The sequence below is a fragment of the Gordonia sp. L191 genome (assembly GCF_030077625.1).
GTDB classification, from domain to species: Bacteria; Actinomycetota; Actinomycetes; order Mycobacteriales; family Mycobacteriaceae; genus Gordonia; species Gordonia polyisoprenivorans_A.
In genome coordinates this window covers 1,773,546-1,791,999 of the sequence record NZ_CP125996.1, presented here as the reverse complement: position 1 = coordinate 1,791,999, position 18,454 = coordinate 1,773,546, and the positions used below count along the sequence as shown (strand labels likewise).

The window sequence follows — 18,454 nt, the reverse complement described above, 5'->3', positions numbered from 1 at the left end:
GGTGACCGCGACCGACGTGACCGGCGAGGAGGAACCGCCCTCAATTCCCCGAATCGGCCTTCGCCGGAGTCGACGCGCCTGACGCGCCTGACGCGGCCGAGTCGGGCTGTGCGCGATCGCTCGTCGCTGCTGCCGAGGATGCCGTTGATGACGGGGTCGACGACGGTGCTGTCGGGGTCGGTGACGAGGATGCTGTCGTTGACGGCGAGATCGCCGGCGGCGCAGTGGCCGGGGATGTCGCGGTGGTGGGCGTCGGAGTGGTCGCCGTCGTTGCGGCGAGCGCCACAGGCGTCACGGGTGCTGAACTCGATGGAGCCACCTCCGGGACCGGCGCGGTCGTGGAAGTGGTCGCGGGGGTGACCGCCGCCGCGAGCCGGGACTCCGGCGCAGGAGACTCCGCCGCAGCGGTCGCAGTGGCAGCGTTCGCCGTCGAGACCGTCGACGCTGCCCGGGCCTGTGACGCAGACGCCGCCGCGGTGTAGGCATTCGCTGCCGCCTGGGTCGACGGTCGTGTGTAGGCGCTGTCGACGATCGGCTTCCATTGCGCGTTGAGTTCATCGGCGACCGAGGTCAGCCCGAGCCAGCGCAGCGGGTCGAGTAGCGGCAGATTCGCGGTCGGCGCCATCACATAGGTCATATTCCCGTCGGTCCAGGTGATGTCATTCGGATCATCGGGATCCATCGAGAAATACGCGGTGGGATGAATGAACAGCATCCCGGCGAGGGCATTCGCGACGGCGAGCGGATTCGGGTCGGAGGGCCAATCGGCCCAGCCGTCGTATTGTTTCCAGAATTCCGTGACGCGATAGGGCATGGTGGTCGGCACCTTCGGCAACCACCAGGGGCCATACGTGTTTTCGGGATCGCCCACGAGAAGGAACGACGTGGTCGCCGGCGGAGCGTAGGAATGGGCATCGGCACTGAGGTTGCGCAACCAGAATCCGGCGATCTGCGCGCCTTGCGAATATGCGAAAACCACAATCGGTTGGTGTGCGTCGGCACCGTCGGTGCCGTTGGCCCGCAGAGTGGCATCCAGGGAATCCGCCCCGAGCGAGATGGGCCCGAATTCGCCTGGAACACCGAACAAGTGCGAAGGGTCCGGCGACGCCAAGGTCGGCACCTGCTGACACGCTGCACCGGCCGCGGCGCACCGTCCTTCAAAGAGCAATGCCATCGCGTCGATCAGATTGAAATCCAATGGCTCGATGGTGTAGATCTTTGTGCCGGATCCCGGCGACGGGAATACCGATGCGCGCGCCGTGGCGTTCGGAAACGCCGGTGCGAACACCGCGGGAACAACGAGCATGGCGCAGGCAATGATCATTCCGAGCAGGCCGCGCCGAACATGCACCATCACGGGTGTCCTTTCGTGGCCCCCGTCGAGATGAGTGGATTCTCATCTTCCCCAAGGACGCCCTCATAGTGATGCTTCGAGCATAGAAAACGCTTGTTACCACGTACAGATTATTTTCGGCAAAGGCCCCAACGATATTGTTGTGGAAACGCCGAGTTGTACGACGGCCCGTTGTCAATGCGCCACAATCGGTCACACCATCACGCATTTCCGGCATCGGACCGACCGCCGAGCGGCCCATCAATGCTCCCGGTTGCGGCTACGGTCGAGGGTGAGCGGTCGCCTCCCGCGCTCCGCCCCGACCCATCAGAGTCCGCAGAGGAGTTCTCCCGTGACACAGCAGCCGGACGGTGCTCTCTGGAGCGCCACGGAGCAGGCTCGCCTGACCAGCGGACACGATTTCTGGACCACCGAGTCCGTTGGCGACGTGCCGTCGATCCTGATGACCGACGGACCTCATGGTCTGCGCAAACAAGACGGTGCGACCGATCATCTGGGACTCTCCGGCAGTGTGCCCGCGACGTGTTTCCCGCCGGCGGTCGGCTTGGCACAAACGTGGAGCCCCGCCTTGGCGCGACGCGTCGGCACCGCCATCGCCGACGAGGCACGCGCCCACGGCGTCGGTGTGGTGCTCGGGCCGGGGGTCAACCTGAAGCGGTCGGTGCGCGGTGGCCGCAACTTCGAGTACTTCTCCGAGGATCCTCATCTCACCGCCGAGCTCGGCGGCGCGTGGGTGCACGGTCTGCAGGCTCGCGGCGTCGGCGCGTCCCTGAAGCATTTCGCGGTCAACAACCAGGAGACCGACCGGATGCGCATCAGCGCCGACGTCGACGAGCGCACCCTCCACGAGCTGTATCTGCGCGCGTTCCGCACGATCGTCACCCGGGAGCAGCCGTGGACGGTGATGTGCTCCTACAACCGGATCAACGGCGTCCACGCCTCCCAACATCGGGAGTTGCTCACCGAGATCCTGCGCGATCAATGGGGTTTCGCCGGTGCGGTGACCAGTGACTGGGGCGCGGTCGCCGATCGGGTTGCTTCGCTGGCCGCGGGTCTGGATCTGACCATGCCCTCCCCCGGGCCCGACGCCGATGCCGCGGTGGTCGATGCGGTCGCCGACGGCCGCCTCGCACCCGAGGCGTTGACGTCGGCAGCCGACCGGGTCGCCGCGCTCGCACGTACCGCGGCCGCGCACGCCCCGACCACACCCGAAACCGCCGATCTCGACGCGCATCACGCTTTGGCACGCGAGGTCGCCGGTCGCGCAATCGTGTTGTTGCGCAACGACGACGACCTCTTGCCCCTCACCCCGACCGCGGATCTGGCCGTCATCGGCGAACTCGCAACGCACCCGCGATACCAGGGTGGCGGATCATCGCATGTGCACGCCACCCGCGTCGAGGTTCCCCTCGACCAGATCCGCGCCCGCGCCGGGACCGGTGTCGGATTCGCCGCCGGCTACCGCCTCGGTGGCGACACCGACGCCGACGGCACGTTGCTCGCCGAGGCGGTGTCGGTGGCTCGATCCGCGTCGACGGTGGTGCTGTTCCTGGGATTGGCCGACGAGCAGGAATCCGAGGGATTCGATCGGTCCGACATCGAGTTGCCGCCTGCCCAACTCGCCCTGGCCGAGGCGATCGTCGCAGCCAATCGGCGCACCGTGATCGTCCTGGCCCATGGCGGGGTGCTCCGGCTGTCGTCATTGACGGCGCCGGCGCTCCTCGACGGTGCACTACTCGGCCAGGCGGTGGGCGCCGCGATCGCCGACGTACTGTTCGGCGACGTCAATCCCTCGGGCCGGCTGGCCGAGACGGTTCCCGAGCGGCTCTCCGATACCCCCGATCATCTGTCGTTCCCCGGCGAATCCGGGCACGTGCTCTACGGTGAGGGTCCGTTCATCGGCTACCGCTGGTACGACGCACGCGAGTTACCGGTGACGTTTCCCTTCGGACACGGCTTGTCCTACACCACCTTCGAGTACCGGGACCTCGAGGTACACACCACAGACGACGGCGGCCTACGAGTGGCAGCGACGATCACCAACACCGGCGCACGGGCCGGTCATGAGGTGGTACAGGTCTATCTCGGCGCGGCCAACTCCGCGCCGGCGAGCGGGCCGACCCCCGTGACCATGCCGACCCCGGTGACCGCACTACGTGAACTCAAGGCCTTCACCGACGTCGACCTCGATCCGGGCCGCAGCGCCCGGGTCGAGATGACGGTGACGGCCGACGACCTGTCCCGATGGGACCTGCGGACGCACTCGTTCGTGGTCCGGTCCGGACGGTACACGGTGTCGGTGGGCGCCTCCAGCCGCGACATCCGGCTCACCGCCGAGGTCGATGTCGTCGGTGACGACACCACCGGCGACCTCACCCTGGAATCCAGCATCGCCGAGGTGCTGGCCGATCCGGTTGCCGCCGAGGCGATGACGCAGCTCGCCGGCGCCCTGACCGATGGCGCCGACACCGGCGAGGGTATGGACCTGGTGACGATCATGGGCTCGGTACCGGTGGGTCGGCTCGTCGACTTCTCCGCCGGGGCCCTGCCCCGAGAGGTGTTGCAGGACATCCTGGATCGGGCCAACGCCACCCACTGAGCCACTGCGCGCACGGACATCCGCGGCGCAACACCCGAGCATTCAGCCCAGATGCGCCTGCGCGCCCGAGTTCTGCTTGTCCATCCGTTCGAGCCTGCCCTCGGTCATCGAGGCGATCTGGTCGACGATGACCCGTTTGCGGGCGGCATCATCGGCGGCGTGTTCCCAACTGGGGACGAACACCGGGTCGAGACCTCCGGGAGCCGCAGCGCTGAGCCACTCGCCGACGCGGTGGATGCGTTCACGCTGCCGGGCCTGATGCGTCTTGTGCCGCACGTTGGAGAAGATGAACCGCAGCGCAAGGGTTTTCAGGATCGCCACCTCGGCGGCGATCAACGGCGGTACCGCAAGATCGGCGTCGTACCGCGACAGCGAACGTCCACCCACCACCTCGCGGGTGCCGGTGATCGCCGCCGAGGCGAACCGGCCGATGAGTTCGCTGGTGAGTCGCTTGAGCCGGACCGATGCGTCCAGACTGCCGTCGAACACCCCGACCGCGCGCACGATCTCCATGCGCGAGAGTCGTTGTGCGGCATCGATCAACGGCTCCGGCTCGAGACCCGGGAACTCCTTGATCCCGATGTCGGCGAGGGTGCGTTGGTCGTCGGGATCGGCGAGGGTGCGCAGATCGATCCGGTTGGCGATGACACCGTCCTCGAGATCGTGAACCGAGTAGGCCACGTCGTCGGACCAATCCATCACCTGCGCCTCGATGCACTGCCGATCGCCCGGCGCCCCGCGTCGGACCCAGTCCAATGCCGCGGCGTCATCGGCGTAGGCGCCGAACTTCACGTTCGGCGGCCGCCGGGTCCACGGATACTTCAGGGTCGCATCGAGCGAGGCGCGGGTCAGATTGAGCCCGGCACTGCGACCCTGATCGTCGAGCAACTTCGGTTCGAGCCGGGTGAGGATTCGCAGATTCTGTGCGTTGCCCTCGAATCCACCGATGTCGGAAGCGAATTCGTTGAGTGCACGCTCACCGTTGTGCCCGTACGGGGGATGGCCGATGTCGTGGGCGAGGCCCGCCAACTCCACCAGGTCGGGTTCGCAGCCGAGGCCGATCGCGATCCCACGGCCGATCTGTCCGACCTCGAGCGAATGGGTCAGACGGGTACGCGGCGTGTCACCCTCGCGCGGGCCGACGACCTGGGTCTTGTCGGCGAGACGTCGCAACGCAGCAGAATGCAGTACGCGCGCACGGTCGCGCGCGTACTCACTGCGGTGGTCGGTCCGGGTTCCGGGCAGGCTCGCGACCTTGGCACCTTCCGGCACCATCCGCTCGGTGGCCTCGTCGCCGTAGAACGCCGTCGGGGGAATCCCGGGCTGGGACACCCCGGACCGTCCCGTCGGAGGGTGGTCAGTCAAGCACCCAGCCCCGGGCGACGGCGAAGTCGGTGATCCGGCTGCGGATCGCCACGATCTGCGCGGCCGTGAGGTCGTCGGAGGAATCGAGTAGCAGTTCGGTCACCTCTTCGGTGAACGCGGCGGCATCCAACGATCCGCCCCCACCGGCGCGCGGACGGCGCGGACGGTCCCGATCGCCGCCGTGCGAACGACCGTGGTCGTCACGGCGATGGTCGTCACGTCGGTGATCATCGCGTCGGTGATCGTCACGGCGCGGCGGCCGTCCACCGCCGGACTCGTCGGCCGGGGCGGCCTCGGTGACCGCGACGTTGATCGCCTTGGAACCGCGGTCGGTCTCTTCGACGTCGAAGGAGACCTTGGCGCCCGGCTTCAGATCGTTCTCGTCGATGTCGATGTCATTGATGTGCAAGAACACATCTGCCCCACCGGATTCCGGGGCCAAGAACCCGAACCCACGGTTCGCGTCGTAATGGACGACCTTGCCACTGACTGCCACGATTCCACTCACTCTCTGCTGATCGCTGCGGCGGACCCCATGCCCGAACCTCGCGACTCCGTCCCCAATTGTGACAGACAGCCGCAGGTCAGGCCCAATCGAAAGCGGTTCGCCGATCAGGAGCCGAGGAGTTTGCCACCCAGGTACTCGGCCACCTTGTCCAGGGCGACCCGCTCCTGGCTCATGGTGTCGCGCTCGCGGATGGTGACCGCGTGATCGTCGAGGGTGTCGAAGTCCACGGTCACGCAGAACGGTGTGCCGATCTCGTCCTGGCGGCGGTAACGCTTGCCGATGCCCTGCGCGTCGTCGAATTCGACGTTCCAGTTCTTGCGCAACTCGGTGGCGAGATCCTTGGCCTTCGGCGAGAGCTTCTCGTTGCGCGAGAGCGGCAGCACGGCCACCTTGACCGGGGCCAGACGGCGGTCGAGACGCAGCACCGTGCGGGTGTCGGTGCCGCCCTTGGCATTCGGCACCTCCTCCTCGGTGAGTGCGTCGCACAGGAAGGCCATCACCGAGCGGGTCAGGCCGGCCGCCGGCTCGATGACGAACGGCGTGTAGCGCTCGCCGGAAGCCTGGTCGAAGAACGAGAGGTCCTCCCCAGACGCCTTCGAATGGGTGGAGAGATCGAAGTCGGTGCGGTTGGCGACACCCTCGAGTTCACCCCACGCGTTACCGGAGAACCCGAACTTGTACTCGACGTCGACGGTGCGCTTGGAATAGTGCGAGAGCTTCTCCTGCGCGTGCTCGTAGAGCCGCAGGTTCTCCGGATCGATCCCGAGGTCGACGTACCAGTTGAATCGCTGGTCGATCCAGTACTGATGCCATTGCTCGTCCTCGCCGGGCTTGACGAAGAACTCCATCTCCATCTGCTCGAACTCTCGGGTGCGGAAGATGAAGTTGCCGGGGGTGATCTCGTTGCGGAAGCTCTTGCCGATCTGGGCGATGCCGAACGGCGGCTTCTTCCGGGACGTCGTCATGACGTTCTTGAAGTTGACGAAGATGCCCTGCGCGGTCTCCGGTCGGAGATAGTGCAGCCCCTCCTCGTCGTCGACCGGGCCGAGGTAGGTCTTCATCAGACCGCTGAATGCCTTGGGCTCGGTCCACTTTCCGGGCTGGCCGGTCTCGGGGTCGTTGATGTCGGCGAGGCCGTTCTCCGGCGGGTGGCCGTGTTTGATCTCGTAGGCCTCGATGAGGTGATCGGCCCGATACCGCTTGTGGGTGTAGAGCGATTCGACCAGCGGGTCGGTGAACACCTCGACGTGACCGGAGGCCTCCCACACCTGCCGTGGCAGGATCACCGACGAATCGAGGCCCACCACGTCGTCCCGGGAGGTGACCATGGTGCGCCACCACTGCCGCTTGATGTTCTCCTTGAGCTCCACGCCGAGCGGCCCGTAGTCCCACGCCGAGCGCGTTCCACCGTAGATCTCACCACTCGGGTAGACCAGACCGCGCCGCTTGGCGAGGTTGACGACGGCTTCGACTTTGGACGGGGCGGCGGCCACGATGAATCGCACTCCACAGACGTTGGGACAGGATCACGCCACCGGCACCTTCGATGTCGGCAACCCCTACAGGGTAGCCGTCGATCACACGCGGAGAATAATCGCAGATCCGGCGACGGTCCCGCCCCGACGACGACCCACCCGACAGCCGGCTCACACCAGCGGCCGGCCCAGGCGATGCCGTATCCGTGTGTCCCAGAGCAAGAGCCGGAATCCCAACTGGGAGCGCCATCGCGGCAGGCGACGTTCCGCGGCGACGCAGCGCGCGATGTACCCGTCGAACCAGCGCTGGTCGTCGGCGGTCCAGTCCACGCGCAGGGCGGTCCGGAATGCCGGCGGCAAATAACCGATCGTGCGCCGGTACTTGACCGGACCGTAGCGGCGTTGCACCCACCGTGGCGCATACCCGAAGCGGGCGATCGACAGGAGGAACTCGCGGACCTCGTCGCTGATCGAGATCTCGGCGAGCCGTCGGTTCCAGTACTCGTCGAAGGCGTCGCGGTCGGCGGGCCAGCTCTCGGCAGGCATCTGCAAGGTGGTGCCGCACACCATTCCCTGCCGGTAGAACTCGTCGCGCAGGTCACCGGTGAGCGGCCCGTACACCCGCTCGTAGATGTCCTCGAGACCGACGTAGAGACATGCCGCGACCCACAACTGCAGTTGCGGGTTCATGGCGTTGTACTCGACCGGACTGTCCGGTGTGGACCGGACCTGCGCGTGCCGGCCGTTGACCGCGCGTCGGAATCGTCGCCGGTCGTCGGCGTTGCCGAGGATGGCGACGACCAGGTACGACGCGGTGGTGCGCGCCCGCTTGACCGGGTGCCGATCGAGCCGCCCGTTCTCGACGGTGCTGCGCGCGACGCCGTAACCGACTGCGGGATCGGCGAGTTGCATGATCACGTTCGCGGTGCTCATGGTGTTGCCCATCGACATCAAGGACCGGGCGAACAGGCCCGCATCGAGTGCATCGAGTTCTGCGCGGGACATCGTCGCGCGATGCGGGTCGTTCTCGTCGGCCATCCCGAACCCTCTCGTCCGCACAACCGCCCCCATTCTGGAAACGTACGTATCCAAACTAGCGGACGTCTCTCCCGGCACGACGAGGCAGCCGCAAAACGCTCAGCCCAAATGACAACGACTTCCCATAAGATGGTGGACATGGACACCCCCCGACCCTGCGACGCCCTCTCCGGGCGCACCGACGCACAGGCCCGTGAGGCCGCCAGCGACCTGCTCCGTGCGCTGGCCGCGCCGACCCGGATCGCCATCGTGTTGTCCCTGCAGGAGAGCGCGAAATGCGTCCACGAACTCGTCGGCGGACTCGGGCTGAGTCAGCCTCTCGTCAGCCAGCATCTCCGGGTCCTCAAGGACGCCGGCGTGGTGCGAGGGCACCGCAACGGGCGCGAGATCATGTACGAACTCATCGACGACCACCTCGCGCACATCGTGACCGACGCCCTGGTCCATGCCACCGAATCGTCGGTCGAGACCGAAGCGGCCGGGGCCGTCGGTACCCCGGCCGATCCAGTGGTCGAGGACCGGACCGGAGCCGCGTCGTGAGCAGCCGATCGGCCGCGGGACCGGTCACCGGCATCCGCTCCACCCGGCAGCGCGCGGCCATCGCCGACGCCCTGGCCGACAGTGAGGACTTCCGGTCCGCGCAAGAACTGCACGAGCAGCTCAAGGCGCGCGGCGAGTCGATCGGCCTGACCACGGTCTACCGCAATCTGCAGGCGTTGTCGCAGTCGGGACAGATCGACGCGCTGTGGGACGGAACGGGTGAGACCCGCTATCGCAACTGCTCGTCGGGTCACCACCACCATCTGGTCTGCCGTGACTGCGGGACCACCGTGGAGGTCCAGGCCGACCCGGTCGAGCGCTGGGCCGCGAAGGTCGCCGAGGAACACGGATTCTCCGACATCCACCACACCGTCGAGGTCTTCGGGCGGTGCGCGCAGTGCCAGGCCCGTCGTCAGGAGATGGCGCCGCCGACGAGGTGACCGGCGATGTCGGCCCCGGTCACCAGCACCAGATGCAGCATGGTCAACAGCCCCATGTCCGCGAGGCCACCGATCGGAAACGTGTAGTAGAGCAACACATCGGTGGTCACCCCGTCGGGATCACTGCGTCGTAGACTGCCGAAACTGAGCTTCGCGTCGTGGGTCTCGACGTCGTCCCGGAGTTCCGGGGTGTTGGGCAGATTCACCGCGATCAGTTGCGTGACACTGAGGACCTCGAGGTTCTCGGCGATGTCGACCGCGCGGATCGAGGCACGGGTGCGTCCCACCCGCACGACCACCGACTCGGCGTCACCGCCCACCACGTCACCGACCTCGGTGAGCAAACCTCGCACGCGCGCAACCGATGTCGAGTCGTCGGTCATGTGGGCGTGACCCCGCCGAAGCGCCGGTCACGTGCGGCGTACTCGAGGCATGCCGCCCACAGGTCGCGACGATCGAAATCGGGAAAGAGCTTCTCCTGGTACACCATTTCGGCGTAGGCCGACTGCCAGAGCAGGAAGTTGGAGATGCGCTGCTCGCCGGAGGGCCGCAAGAACAGGTCGACGTCGGGCATGTCCGGCTCGTCGAGGTATCGCGCGAAGGACGACTCGGTGATACGTTCCGGGTCGATCTCACCCGCCGCGGCTCGCCGCGCGATTTCCTTTGCGGCGTCCGCGATCTCGGCACGGCCACCGTAGTTGACGCACATGGTCAGCGTCATCACGTCGTTGTCCCTGGTGAGTTCCTCGGCGACCTCGAGTTCCTTGATGACGCTGCGCCACAACCGAGGTCGCCGTCCCGCCCAGCGCACACGCACCCCCATCTCGTGCATCTCGTCGCGCCGACGTCGGATCACGTCACGGTTGAACCCCATCAGGAATCGGACCTCGTCGGGACTCCGCGACCAGTTCTCGGTCGAGAACGCGTACGCCGACAACCACTTCACGCCGATCTCGATGCATCCGCACACGGTGTCCATCAGCACGGCCTCGCCGCGCTTGTGCCCCTCCGTTCGGGGCAGACCGCGGTCGGTGGCCCACCGTCCGTTGCCGTCCATCACCAGGGCGACGTGGTTGGGTACGAATTCCGCAGGCAGATTCGGTGGGATGGCACCGCTGGGATGGGGATCGGGCGGTCGGATGAGCGTGCGTGCCCGGTGCGCGGTCTGCTTCTTCGCGGAGCTACCCGGCCGCAACGCCATCTTCGACTCCTCTCATGCCCGACTCCATCACCCTATGAGGGGCGGCACGCTCGATGAGCGGCAGGGTGCGCAGCTGCCGTTCCAGATGCCATTGCAGGTGCGCGGCGGTCAGTCCGCTGGCCTGACGACGCAGCGAATCGGAGGCGTCGGTGGTGTGCTCCCACTGGCCACGGAACAGCGCATCCATCAGGTCGAGCACCCCCGGAGACGGGGTGGCCGCGCCCGGCGGCCGGCAGTGCAGACACACCGCTCCCCCGGCGGCGACGTGAAACGCACGGTGCGGTCCGGGGGTCGCACACCGTGCGCACAACTCCAACGCAGGCATCCAGCCCGCACAATGCATGGCCCGCAACAGGAATGCATCGAGGATGAGCTGGCGCGGGCGTCGATCCTCGGCAAGCGCCTCGAGCGCCCCGACGGTCAGTCGCTGCAGTTGGGTGGCCGGTGCGCGCTCCTCGCCGGCGAGCCGTTCGGCGGTCTCGAGCACCGCGCACGCGGTGGTGTAGCGCCCGTAGTCGGCGACGATGGCGTCGGAGAAGGCGTGCAGACTGTGCACCTGCGTGACGACATCGAGGTTGCGGCCGGGATAGAGATGGATGTCGACGTGGGCGAACGGTTCAAGACGCCCACCGAACTTGGACCGGGTGCGACGCACTCCCTTGGCCACCGCGCGCACGAGCCCGTGGTCGGCGGTCAGCAACGTGATGATCCGATCGGCCTCGCCGAGCTTGTGCTGGCGCAGCACGACAGCCTCATCACGGTAGAACCTCACCGGGTCATTCTGTCACCGATCAACGACAGAGCCCGGCGGTGACACCCCGGCATCGGGAACTCCCACCGGCGAGTGGTGCGGCGACGGTGTGGTGATGGTGGGCGTGCCGGTCTTGTCCATGGCCTTCGCCAGCCACTCGGGCAGACGCATCCCGCCGGGATAGCGATGCCACCGCTTGCGGTCGTAGAAGGTGGTGCCCAGCCAGCCGAGCAGCGCACCGACGACGAGTCCGATCACCATCTGGATCACCGATCGCCCCAGACCGGCGTCCCAGTCGGCGTCGAAGTACAGGACCGCCCGCACACCCAGGTACACCAGATGCATCGGCTCGACCGCGGCGATCCAGGAGAACAGCCGCGGACTGGCCTCCAGCGGCACCGTCCCACCCGAGGACGGCAGTCCCAGGATGACGAAGAAGACCAGGTTCAGGATGAGCCCGGCGTTGCCGAAGACCGCCATCATCGAACTCGCCGACACCCCGACCGCGAAGATTGCGAGCACCGAGACCATCCACAGGGTGAACGCGTTGGGCAGGGAGGTCCCGACCGCGGTGCACACGCCGATGTACATGGCGGACTGGATGACGGCCACCAGCGCCATGATCGTCCATTTGGCGGCCAGCGTGCCCCACCGTGAGATCGCCAGCCGGACCCGCAATTGGTAGAACGGGCCGTACTCGATCGGGGTCTGGCCGAGCATGCCGTCGACCACGATGCTCACCATCATCGCGCCGGTGAACCCGGCCAGGATCAGCAACAGCGTGAAATAGAAGGCGGACAAGCCGTTTCCGGAGCCGTCGGGCAGCGGTGTCGCCTCGATGACGTCGACCTTGACCGGCTGCCACAGGGCGAGTTGCGCCGCCCCGGAGAATGCGACGTTCGCCTTGGCCAGCTGGGCGCGCACGGTGTCGGTGAGTTGTTGACCCATCTGCGCGTTGACCTGCTCGGAGATCCGGTCGGCGAAGGTCGTGGTGACCGCCGAGGCGAAGGTTCCCGACCCGCGGTTGATGTAGACGTCGATGGTGACCGGCTCCGGCCTCGCCTGCAGCACGGTGGCCTTGCCCAGTGCGAGAACGGAATCGGAGAAGTTGGCGCCGAGTGCCACCACGCCGTAGACCTTGCCGCCGTTAAGCTCGTTGAGTGCGGTGACCCGGTCGGTGCGGTGCACGGCGATACCGCTCTTGGCGGCGTTGGTGATGATGCCGTCGGCGACCTGCTTGCCGTAGTCGACCTGCGTGGTGGTGCCGTTGCCGTTGTCGAGGCTGCCGCCACTGTCCTCGTCGACGATCGCGACCGGGAAGTTGTGCAAATTCTTCTCCGGATCGGCGATGGCGCCCATGTAGAGGGCGGCCATGAACGACATCACGACCACCACCAACAGCAGCGGGAGCAGCCAGAACCGTGGCGAGCCCAGAACCCCGGAGATCGTGGTGGTGACCCGGACGTCACGCTGCGGACGTTCATGCTCGCCCGGCCGAGCCAGTTCCTCCCCCTCGGGGACGTGCCCGGTCACCTCATGCCTGCCCATCGCCACCCCTCCGGTCTGCGGTGCGGGCCCACCTCACCCACACCGGCTGCGGTGTCCTAGAAGCCCATGCGGCGCAACTGCTTTGGGTCGCGCTGCCAATCCTTGGCCACCTTCACGTGCAGGTCAAGGTACACCTTGACACCCAGCAGTGCCTCGATCTGGCGTCGTGCCGTGGTGCCCACCGCCTTGAGGCGGCCACCCTTGTGGCCGATGATGATGCCCTTCTGACTGTCCCGCTCGACGTAGAGGATCGCGTGGACATCGACCATCGGCGCCTGCTCGGGTGCCCGATCCTCGCGCGGGATGATCTCCTCGATGACCACCGCGAGCGAATGCGGCAACTCGTCGTGGACACCCTCGAGCGCGGCCTCGCGGATGAACTCGGCCATCAGGACCTGTTCTGGCTCGTCGGTGAGTTCTCCGTCGGGATAGAACGCCGGCCCGGGCTCCATCAACGACACCAGCACGTCGGTCAACACGTCGACCTGTGCACCCGAGGTCGCCGAGACGGGGACCACTTCCGATGTGGGGCCGAGCAGTTCGGAGAGAGCGAGCAGCTGGGCGGCGACCTGCTCGGGCCCGACGCGGTCGATCTTGGTGACGATGCCGAGCACCGTGGTCCCCGGCGCCATCTGGCGGACCTGCGAGACGATCCACCGGTCGCCCGGGCCGATCCGCTCGTCGGCCGGGATGCAGACACCGATGACGTCGACCTCGGAATAGGTATCGCGGACCAGGTCGTTGAGCCGCTGACCGAGCAGTGTGCGCGGCCGGTGCAGTCCCGGGGTGTCGACGAGGATCAGCTGCGCATCGGGCCGATTCACGATTCCGCGGATGGTGTGGCGGGTGGTCTGCGGCCGATTGGAGGTGATCGCGATCTTCTCCCCCACCAGCGCATTGGTCAGGGTCGACTTGCCGGTATTCGGCCGGCCGACGAAACACACGAAGCCCGAACGGAATTCGGTCATGAGATACCGTCCGCCCCGGAGCCGGCGCGGACCCGGTCGAGCACCGCACCCGCGGCATCGGTGACCACCAGCAACGCATCCGGGCTGATCTCGGCGAGCGTCGCGCGTCCCGGATCGTCGACACCACCGCCGACGATCACCGCGGCCTCGAAGGACTCGGCGCCACTCGACAGCGCGGTGGCCACCGCGACCTGCAGCGCCGACAGTTCCAGCGAGGCGGTCCGCACATCGGCACCGGCATAGGTGCGGCCGTCCCCCTCGCGGATCGCCGCACCCGACGGCGACTGCGCCCGACCACGTGCGCCGCGGGCGAGAACCACCAGCTTGGCGTCCTCGTCACCCATTGGCTCGCTCACATGGCCTCCTTCTGCTGGGCGTCCCGGCGCTCAGCGTATTCGCCGTTGCGACGCGAGCGTTCACCACCCCGCGAGCCGGTGCGCCTGCCCGACGCGTCGTTGCGCTCGTCGTCTCGGGCATCGAGCGGATCCCGCTCGGCCTCGGGCTCCTCGACCTGCTCGACCTGCTCGACGAGCACGGTCGTGATGCGCTGGCGGCCTTGCCGATTCGGTCCGCCCTCGGCCACCAGTTGCAAGCCGTGACTGGCGACGCGCGCGCCCGGCAGCGGGACCCGACCGAGTTCGAGACCGACGAGCCCGCCGACGGTCTCGACCTCGTCGTCGTCGATGTCGATGTCGAACAGTTCGCCGAGATCCTCCACCGGCAGTCGTGCCGAGACGCGAAAGCGCCCGTCGCCGAGGTCTTCCACGGGGGCGACCTCACCGGTGTCGTACTCGTCGGTGATCTCCCCGACGATCTCCTCGAGGACGTCCTCGATGGTGACCAGTCCGGCGATCCCGCCGTATTCGTCGACGAGCAATGCCATGTGGTTGTGGGTGCGCCGCATGTCCTCCAGAACCCGGTCCAGCGGCTTGGAGTCGGGGATGAACTCCGCCGGACGCATCACCGCCGAAACTCCCACTGTCCGGGCGTCCTCGCCGCCCATCGACCGCTCCACGAGATCCTTCAGATACACCACCCCGAGGATGTCGTCGGGATTCTCCCCGATCACCGGGATACGCGAATGTCCGCTGCGCACAGCCAGACTCGTCGCCTGCGCGGCACTCTTGTCACTTTCGATCCAGATCATCTCCGGCCTGGGCACCATCACCTCGCGGGCGTTGGTGTCGCCGAGTTCGAAGACCGACTGGATCATGCGGCGTTCGTCGGCGGCGACCACGCCGCTCGCCTCGGCGAGGTCGACGACCTCACGCAACTCGACCTCGGTGGCGAACGGTCCGTTGCGGAATCCCTTGCCCGGCGTCACCGCGTTACCGATGAGGATGAGCAACCGGGTCAGCGGCGTGAGGATCACGCCGAGGATCTGCAGGACCGCCGCCGAGGCCAGGGCGATGGTGTAGGCGTGCTGACGACCGAGCGTGCGCGGGCCGACCCCGGCCGCCACATACGACACCACCGCCATCCCCGCGATGGCGACGGTCAGTCCCCAGCCGATGCCCAGTTCGGACACGGCGATCACCGCGACCAACGCGACGGCGGCGGTTTCACACACCACCCGCAACAACACCGCGAGACCGACATAGGTCGCGCGGGCGGCGAGCACCCGCATGAGCCGCACCGCACCCGCGCGCCGTTCCTTGACCATGTCCTCGACCCGCGCGATCGACACGGTCGAGACCGCGGTGTCCACCGCGGCGAACACACCACTGAGGACGACGAGAACGACGGCGCACAGCGCGAACCACAGATAGGCGGCGCCGGTCACTGCTCCGTCGAGCCCGCGGGCCGCTGCTGCGCGGAGCCCTCGTCACCTCCCGGGAATTCGGGGAACGGGGAGTCGGTGAACCCGATGTTGGTCAGCAGACGGGTGTCCCGATCGGCCTGGCGTTGCTGCTGTGCTTCACGGTGCCGCTGTGCGTAGAACTCCTCGAGCAGACGGTTCTGCAGGCCGAACATCTCCTTCTCTTCCTCGGGTTCGGCGTGGTCGTAGCCGAGCAGATGCAGGACGCCGTGGATGGTGAGCATCGCGAGTTCGTGCTCGAGTGAGCGCCGGGCCTCGCGGGCCTGTTTGGCCGCGAATTCGGGGCAGAGCACGATGTCGCCGAGGATGGCGGGGCCCGGCTCGGCGGCGTCGGGCCGCCCGCCGGGCACCAATTCGTCCATCGGGAAGCTCATCACGTCGGTGGGACCGGGCAGGTCCATCCATTGCACGTGCATGTCGGCCATCGTCGGCTCGTCGACACAGAGCACCGAGAGTTCGGCACCGGGATGGACGTCCATCGCCTCGGTCGCGAATCGTGCTGCGGCGAGTACCAATTCGGCGGGGACGTCCACGCCGGACTCGTTGGCGAATTCGATGCTCATGAGCGTCGTCCCTGACTTGCCGAGCGCCGCGCGGCGCGATTGGGGCCACCGATGCGATCCGAGTCACGCAATCGCGGGTTGTCTCGCGCCGCCTCCTCGGCCCGCCCGTAGGCGTCGACGATGTCGGCGACGAGCCGGTGCCGGACCACGTCCTGACTGGTCAGGGTGGCGAAGTGGATGTCGTCGATGCCATCGAGGATGCGGGTGGCGGCCATCAGTCCGCTCTGCGCACCGCCGGGCAGGTCGACCTGCGTGGTGTCGCCGGTGACCACCACCTTCGACCCGAAACCCAGCCGGGTCAGGAACATCTTCATCTGCTCGCCGGTGGTGTTCTGCGCCTCGTCGAGGATGATGAAGGCGTCATTGAGCGTGTTGTGGGTCAGCAGGAAGTCCTCGGTGACATAGAGCGAATCCTCCGCCGCCACCCGGATGCAGACGGCTTCGTCGGTACCCACCGATTCGATGCTCTCGATGTAGCGCTTGGGCGGCTTGGCCGTGGTCGCACCATATTTCTGCGCCTTGCGTGTCATCCGGAACGGAGCGAGCCCATCCGGGAGACGAATGTCGAGGACGTGGGCGTCGTGTCGGTACAACACCTCTCGACCCCGTGCTTTACCAGGGGGCCGTCCCTGCGCGACGCGGGTTCTTCCGTAGACGACGCCGCCCAGCGATCGAACCAGGAACATCACGTCATCGCGCAGCTGGTCCGAGACTGTCACGTACTGCACACGGCAGGACCGGCCGGTCTGGGTCACGGGGCCGCCATCGGTGTCCAGAAGACCCTGCAGCACTGCCAATCGGACGTCGGACGAGTTGAGAAGGTACTGCTTCGGTACGAACTTCGTAGGGGACTTAGTGCCCCACAATCCGAGTTCGCGCATGGCGTGGGTGACCGGGTTCTCGATCGTGATCGGCTCACCGGGAGCGGTGATCCGGTTGAGGACGTAGTCGACGTCGGATCGCTGCCGTGCGCGAATACCCGGCACGGCCATGACCAGCGCATCGACCAGCTCTCGGTCGGCTGTCGTGAACGATGGCGTGGCCATCCCCGCCATGCAGCCGTCACCCAGCATCAGACCGAGCGCATAGGGGTCGAGCGGCACCGGTTGGCGAGGAAACTCGGCAGGGCCACTCAAGAGCGGCAACTCGAACCGGTGATAGTGCGCCGCCCGGAGATTTCCGATCATCTCCTTCGTCTCGAGTACCCGCGGGCCGGTGCCGCGACGACGGTCGTCTCGCGTGTACACCGACCACAGGTGATCGGTGGAGCAGAGGGTGGACGCACCGTCCTGAGTGGTGACCCGCACGATGTCCTTGAACCCCTGCGGGTAGACGCCGAGGACCTCGGTCGGCGAGCCGTTCGAGCCGATGACGTGGTCGCCGACCTCGATGTCACCGATCGGACGAAAGCCCTGTGGCGTGAGGACCCTGGTCGACACCGGCTGCGCCCGGCCACGCATATATGCCAGTGGCGCCACCTCGATCACCCCGGCCGCCATGAGCTTGGGGATCGACTCGGGGTCCATCATGTCGTGCAGTGCGTCGTAGAGCGGACGCAGATACGGGTCGATTTTCTCGCTGAGTGTGCCGGGCAGAAAGCCCAGTCGCTCACCGGCTTCCACCGCGGGCCTGGTGAGAATGATGCGATTCACGCTCTTGGATTGCAGTGCCTGCACCGCCTTGGCCATCGCCAGATAGGTCTTGCCGGTACCGGCCGGGCCCAGACCGAACACGATGGTGTTGGCGTCGATGGCGTCGACGTAGCGCTTCTGGTTGAGCGTCTTGGGCCGGATGGTCTTTCCGCGCCGCGAGAGGATGTCGAGGGACAGGACGTCGGCGGGTGATTCGGTGGCGCCCTCGGACAGCATCGACACGCTGTGGCGGACGAGATCCGGGGTCAGCGGGGTGCCGCGACCGACGAGGTCCACGAGCTCACCCATGACGCGCTCGGCGGCGGCGACGTCGGCGCCACGGCCACGCAGCGTGATCTGGTTGCCGCGGACGTGGATGTCGGCCGGGAGGAGTTGCTCGAGCGTGCGCAGATTGACATCGCTGGTGCCGAGCAGCCCGAACACCACCTCGGGAGGGACATCGATGGTGGAGGTGACCACAGGTCCGGCCCCTGCGGAGCCGCGCGCCGGCACGCGGCCGTCGGGGTTGTCGTCACTCACGTATCAGATCACTCCTGGAGTTCGGGGGCGCCGTGCGGCGATGTGCGGTCAAGTCTATCCCTGCCCAACGGGCGATCCGCGATCGAATATTCCGTCGCCGCACCTTCGCGCTCC

At 67.1% G+C, this 18,454-nt stretch carries 17 protein-coding genes; 3 read left to right on the top strand and 14 right to left on the bottom strand.

Annotation, left to right across the window (positions count from 1 at the left end; translation table 11 throughout):
- Positions 1 to 40: 40 nt before the first annotated feature.
- Positions 41 to 1,354: a PE-PPE domain-containing protein gene (locus tag QNM97_RS08050; RefSeq protein ID WP_283822294.1), complete on the bottom strand. Its 1,314-nt coding sequence runs from the start codon at positions 1,352 to 1,354 to the stop codon at positions 41 to 43.
- 331 nt (positions 1,355 to 1,685) lie between these two features.
- On the opposite strand from QNM97_RS08050, the gene QNM97_RS08045 reads away from it, so the two are divergent.
- Entirely contained in the window at positions 1,686 to 3,953 is a 2,268-nt protein-coding gene (locus QNM97_RS08045; RefSeq protein WP_283822293.1) for a glycoside hydrolase family 3 C-terminal domain-containing protein, read from the top strand.
- A gap of 42 nt (positions 3,954 to 3,995) precedes the next feature.
- Here QNM97_RS08045 and QNM97_RS08040 read toward each other — a convergent pair whose 3' ends face one another.
- The 4 genes from QNM97_RS08040 to QNM97_RS08025 form a co-directional block, all read right to left on the bottom strand.
- Positions 3,996 to 5,318, bottom strand: a complete 1,323-nt coding sequence (locus tag QNM97_RS08040) for a deoxyguanosinetriphosphate triphosphohydrolase (RefSeq protein ID WP_425324073.1) — start codon at positions 5,316 to 5,318, stop codon at positions 3,996 to 3,998.
- Entirely contained in the window at positions 5,311 to 5,814 is a 504-nt protein-coding gene (locus tag QNM97_RS08035; RefSeq protein WP_208791717.1) for a cold-shock protein, read from the bottom strand. The genes QNM97_RS08040 and QNM97_RS08035 overlap by 8 nt, the downstream gene beginning before the upstream one ends.
- A 116-nt stretch (positions 5,815 to 5,930) precedes the next feature.
- On the bottom strand, positions 5,931 to 7,331 hold the full coding sequence (locus QNM97_RS08030) for a glycine--tRNA ligase (RefSeq protein ID WP_283822292.1): 1,401 nt from the start codon (positions 7,329 to 7,331) through the stop codon (positions 5,931 to 5,933).
- A gap of 141 nt (positions 7,332 to 7,472) precedes the next feature.
- A complete protein-coding gene (locus QNM97_RS08025; RefSeq protein ID WP_283822291.1) occupies positions 7,473 to 8,339 on the bottom strand; it encodes an oxygenase MpaB family protein in 867 nt (288 codons plus the stop codon).
- A 129-nt stretch (positions 8,340 to 8,468) separates the two neighbouring features.
- On the opposite strand from QNM97_RS08025, the gene QNM97_RS08020 reads away from it, so the two are divergent.
- Together QNM97_RS08020 and QNM97_RS08015 are read left to right on the top strand one after the other, a co-directional pair.
- Positions 8,469 to 8,879, top strand: coding sequence for an ArsR/SmtB family transcription factor (locus QNM97_RS08020; RefSeq protein WP_502875048.1), 411 nt, complete (start codon positions 8,469 to 8,471; stop codon positions 8,877 to 8,879).
- On the top strand, positions 8,876 to 9,319 hold the full coding sequence (locus tag QNM97_RS08015) for a Fur family transcriptional regulator (protein WP_283822289.1): 444 nt from the start codon (positions 8,876 to 8,878) through the stop codon (positions 9,317 to 9,319). The genes QNM97_RS08020 and QNM97_RS08015 overlap by 4 nt, the downstream gene beginning before the upstream one ends.
- On the opposite strand, the gene QNM97_RS08010 is transcribed toward QNM97_RS08015, so the two are convergent.
- Genes QNM97_RS08010 through QNM97_RS07970 form a run of 9 tightly spaced genes read right to left on the bottom strand, consistent with a single transcriptional unit; the run spans position 9,292 to position 18,340 of the window.
- Positions 9,292 to 9,702, bottom strand: coding sequence for a hypothetical protein (locus tag QNM97_RS08010; protein WP_283822288.1), 411 nt, complete (start codon positions 9,700 to 9,702; stop codon positions 9,292 to 9,294). The two genes, QNM97_RS08015 and QNM97_RS08010, sit on opposite strands and share 28 nt — an antisense overlap.
- On the bottom strand, positions 9,699 to 10,520 hold the full coding sequence (locus QNM97_RS08005; RefSeq protein WP_283822287.1) for an isoprenyl transferase: 822 nt from the start codon (positions 10,518 to 10,520) through the stop codon (positions 9,699 to 9,701). The genes QNM97_RS08010 and QNM97_RS08005 overlap by 4 nt, the downstream gene beginning before the upstream one ends.
- Complete coding sequence (recO, locus tag QNM97_RS08000) at positions 10,501 to 11,292, bottom strand: DNA repair protein RecO (protein ID WP_283822286.1); 792 nt, start codon at positions 11,290 to 11,292, stop codon at positions 10,501 to 10,503. Before recO ends, QNM97_RS08005 begins: the two co-directional genes overlap by 20 nt.
- Positions 11,293 to 11,304: 12 nt before the next feature.
- Positions 11,305 to 12,819 carry a YhgE/Pip domain-containing protein gene (locus QNM97_RS07995; protein WP_283822285.1) on the bottom strand — a complete coding sequence of 505 codons (1,515 nt, stop codon included), beginning with the start codon at positions 12,817 to 12,819 and terminating at the stop codon, positions 11,305 to 11,307.
- Between the two features lie 56 nt (positions 12,820 to 12,875).
- The gene (gene era / locus QNM97_RS07990; RefSeq protein ID WP_208791725.1) at positions 12,876 to 13,787 is read right to left on the bottom strand and encodes a GTPase Era; all 912 of its coding nucleotides are present in this window, start codon (positions 13,785 to 13,787) and stop codon (positions 12,876 to 12,878) included.
- Positions 13,784 to 14,143, bottom strand: a complete 360-nt coding sequence (locus tag QNM97_RS07985; protein WP_208791726.1) for a cytidine deaminase-like protein — start codon at positions 14,141 to 14,143, stop codon at positions 13,784 to 13,786. Before QNM97_RS07985 ends, era begins: the two co-directional genes overlap by 4 nt.
- Positions 14,140 to 15,570, bottom strand: coding sequence for a hemolysin family protein (locus tag QNM97_RS07980; RefSeq protein WP_283822284.1), 1,431 nt, complete (start codon positions 15,568 to 15,570; stop codon positions 14,140 to 14,142). The genes QNM97_RS07985 and QNM97_RS07980 overlap by 4 nt, the downstream gene beginning before the upstream one ends.
- The gene (gene ybeY / locus QNM97_RS07975) at positions 15,567 to 16,169 is read right to left on the bottom strand and encodes an rRNA maturation RNase YbeY (protein WP_208791728.1); all 603 of its coding nucleotides are present in this window, start codon (positions 16,167 to 16,169) and stop codon (positions 15,567 to 15,569) included. Before ybeY ends, QNM97_RS07980 begins: the two co-directional genes overlap by 4 nt.
- Positions 16,166 to 18,340 (bottom strand): PhoH family protein, encoded by a 2,175-nt coding sequence (locus tag QNM97_RS07970; RefSeq protein WP_502875006.1) that lies wholly within the window; start codon positions 18,338 to 18,340, stop codon positions 16,166 to 16,168. The genes ybeY and QNM97_RS07970 overlap by 4 nt, the downstream gene beginning before the upstream one ends.
- Positions 18,341 to 18,454: the final 114 nt, after the last annotated feature.